The sequence below is a fragment of the Synechococcus sp. H55.9 genome (assembly GCF_047462355.1).
Classification (GTDB): Bacteria; Cyanobacteriota; Cyanobacteriia; order Thermostichales; family Thermostichaceae; genus Thermostichus.
Map to the genome: position 1 here is coordinate 1 of NZ_JANSJB010000050.1, position 3337 is coordinate 3337.

3 protein-coding genes are annotated in these 3337 nt (G+C 59.8%); all 3 read right to left on the reverse strand.

Translation table 11 applies throughout. From position 1 onward, the window contains the following. On the reverse strand, positions 1-1145 hold a 1145-nt coding region (arsB, locus tag NW857_RS07925), incomplete at its 3' end, for an ACR3 family arsenite efflux transporter (protein WP_414334544.1). A 108-nt stretch (positions 1146-1253) separates the two neighbouring features. Continuing rightward, complete coding sequence (locus NW857_RS07930) at positions 1254-2201, reverse strand: UDP-glucuronic acid decarboxylase family protein (RefSeq protein WP_414338667.1); 948 nt, start codon at positions 2199-2201, stop codon at positions 1254-1256. Next, a partial coding sequence (locus NW857_RS07935) for a UDP-glucose dehydrogenase family protein (RefSeq protein WP_414368581.1) occupies positions 2198-3337 on the reverse strand: 1140 nt, incomplete at its 5' end. The genes NW857_RS07930 and NW857_RS07935, both read right to left, overlap by 4 nt.

Below are 3337 nucleotides of genomic sequence, written 5' to 3' on the forward strand. Positions count from 1 at the left end.
GGGCTGATTTTAAGACAGCGGGGATCCGGCAAGCTGGCCTTCTCCGGCTGGCGGGGAAAATAAAAGGCGGTGCGTTTACATACTTCCACCAGCATCAGCATCACCGGCACCTCGATCAGCACCCCTACGACGGTGGCCAGGGCGGCCCCGGAGTTCAAGCCAAACAACACCACCGCCGTTGCAATGGCCACCTCGAAGTGATTGCTGGCGCCGATTAAAGCCGCCGGAGCGGCATCCTCATAGCACAAGCCCAGTTTCTGGGCTGCCACATAGGTGAGGCCAAAAATAAGGTTGGTCTGCACAAAAAGCGGCACTGCAATCAACAAAATGTGGAAGGGATTTTCCACAATGAGATCCCCTTTAAAAGCAAAAAGCAGCACCAGCGTCACCAGCAAGGCGGTGATGGCAATGGGGTTGAGGTAGCGCAAAAAAGCTTTCTCAAACCATTCCCGGCCCTTGGTTTTAAGAATCCAATAGCGAGAGGCTGCTCCTGCAACTAGCGGTAGGCCCACGTAGATGGCTACGGATAGCAAAATGGTTTGCCAGGGCACCGTTAAATCGCTCATGGCCAGCAGCCAGCGGCCCAGCGGCGCGTAGAGGAAAAGCATGGTTAAAGAGTTCACCGCCACCATCACCAGGGTGTGGCCTTGGTTGCCATAGCTGAGATAGCCCCACATCAGCACCATCGCAGTGCAGGGGGCAATGCCCAGCAAAATGGCCCCGGCAATGTAGGAGTTGCTGAGGCTCACTTCTGTACCGCGGATCATTTCCGTGCCGGTTATCCAAGGGGCAAACAGCCACCCCAAGAAAAACTGGGCAATCACCACCATGGTAAAAGGCTTCACCAGCCAGTTCACCCCCAGGGTCAACAGCACCGGTTTGGGCGATTGCAAGGCATGGGCTGCCTGGCCAAAATCAATTTTCACCATGATGGGATACATCATGAAAAACAGGCAGACGGCAATGGGAATGGAGACCTGATAGAGGCTCAGGGCATCCAGCGCCTCTGCCAGGCCCGGAAACCATCGACCCAACAGGATCCCGGCAACAATACACAGAGCCACCCAAAGGGTGAGATAGCGCTCAAAAAAACTCAGGGATCCGCCGCCGGGGAGAGCTTTGGGGTCAGATTCGGTGAGAGCCATGGGAAAAGCCGAAAACTGCAGGCGAGAAAACGCAGGTTGTCGAGTAGCCGCGTTCCTAATGGGCTCTCTCAGGATACATCAAAAAAACTTGTTCAGTTTGACCTCAACTTACTCCAGCCCTAGCCGCCGACGAAAGTAGGGGATGGTTAGCTCCAGGCCAACCTGCAGGGGGATCTGGGGATCCCAGCCCAACAGGGTGCGGGCTTTGCGGATATCGGGCCGGCGCTGCTTGGGATCGTCGGTCGGCAGGGGCCGGTGGACGATGGGGGAAGGACTGCCGGTGAGGGCCAAGACCTGCTGCGCCAGCTCCAGGATGGTGAACTCCTGCGGGTTGCCCAGGTTAAAGGGGCCGGGATAGGGGCCGTTCATCAGGCGCACCAGGCCTTCGATGAGGTCGGCGATGTAGCAGAAGCTGCGGGTCTGGGATCCATCCCCATAGACGGTGAGGGGATCCCTGCGCAGCGCCTGGACGATGAAGTTGCTGACCACGCGGCCATCATCCTCCCGCATGGCCGGCCCATAGGTGTTGAAGATGCGGGCGACGCGGATCTCCGTCTGGTGTTGCCGCTGCCAGTCAAAAGTCAGGGTTTCGGCCAGGCGCTTCGACTCGTCGTAGCAGGCCCGCGGGCCGATGGGGTTGACATGGCCCCAATAGTCCTCCGGCTGGGGGTGCACCTGGGGATCCCCGTACACTTCTGAAGTCGAGGCCAGCAGGAACCTGGATCCTGTTTTCTGGGCCAGCTCCAGCAGGTGGTAGGTGCCCCAGACACCGGTGCGGATGGTGTGGATGGGATCCGCCTGGTAGTGGGGCGGCGAGGCGGGACAGGCCAGGTGGTAGATTTGCTCGATCCCGGCTTTTTCCAGCTCCGGCGGCAGCGGCTCGGCCACATCGTGCCACAGCAAAGTAAAGGCGGGGTTGTCGCGGTGGGCCTGTACGTTCTCCTCCCGCCCCGTGTAGCCGTTGTCGAGGCAGATAACTGCGTGGCCTTCTTGCAGAAGGCGGCCGACCAGATGGGAGCCGATAAATCCCAAACCACCCGTGACCAGGATCTTCACCAGCCCACTCCAATCAAGGTGATACCCGCCTGTTGAACGGCCTGCCGGTCAAGGCAATTGCGGCCATCGATCAGCAAAGGCCGCCGCATCAGCTCGGCAAGGTGCCGGTAATCCAGCGACAAAAACTCCGGCCACTCGGTCACCAGCACCAGGGCGTCGCAGTCCTGGGCCAGGCGAAACACATCCGTTTCCACTATCACGTGGGCCAGGCCCTCCCGCATCCCCGAAGCCGACACAATGGGATCATACGCTTTCACCTTGGCCCCCAGCCGGTGGAGCTGCTCGATCAACGTCAGAGAGGGGGCATCCCGCAGGTCATCGGTGTGGGGCTTAAAGGTGAGGCCCAAAAGGCCAATGGTCTTGCCCTTAAGCACCTTGAGGGCCTGCTGCAGCTTTTCCACCAGGCGCTGCCGCTGCTCGCAGTTGACCTCGACACTAGCCCGCAACAGCTTGGCCTCATAGCCGTAGTCAGCAGCTGTTTGAATGAGAGCTGACAGATCCTTGGGGAAGCAGCTCCCTCCCCAGCCTATACCGGCGTTGAGAAAGGCGCGGCCAATGCGCTTATCGAGGCCGATCCCTGTTGCCACCTGGGTGATGTCGGCACCGGTGCGCTCACAGATGTTGGCGATCTCGTTGATGAAGCTGATCTTGGTGGCCAAGAAGGCGTTGGCGGCATATTTGATCATCTCGGCGGAGGCCAAGTCGGTAACCAGTAAAGGCACGGGATCCCCACCCAAGCCCTGCTGGCGGCTGAGGATGGGCTCGTAAAGCCGCCGCAGGATCTCGATGGCGCGGGGGCTGTTGGAGCCAATCACGATGCGATCCGGGTAGAAGGTATCCTGGATGGCGCTGCCCTCTCGCAAAAACTCAGGGTTGCTGACCACGTCAAACTGAGGTGTCCGAGGAGAGATTTGCAAAGCCAGGGATCCTCTGGAGAAAGGAGTTGCCTCCCGATCTCCCCCAGAGAGCAGTTCGCTCTCTTCCCGGCTGCCCAGGCGCTGCTTGGCCGCCCCAGCAGCCCCATCCAAGATAAGCATGCGCACCCAGTCGCCGGAACCAATGGGGACGGTAGACTTGTTGACAATAACCCGGTAGCGGTCGTCCAGGTGCTGGCCGATCTCCCGCGCCACGGCCTC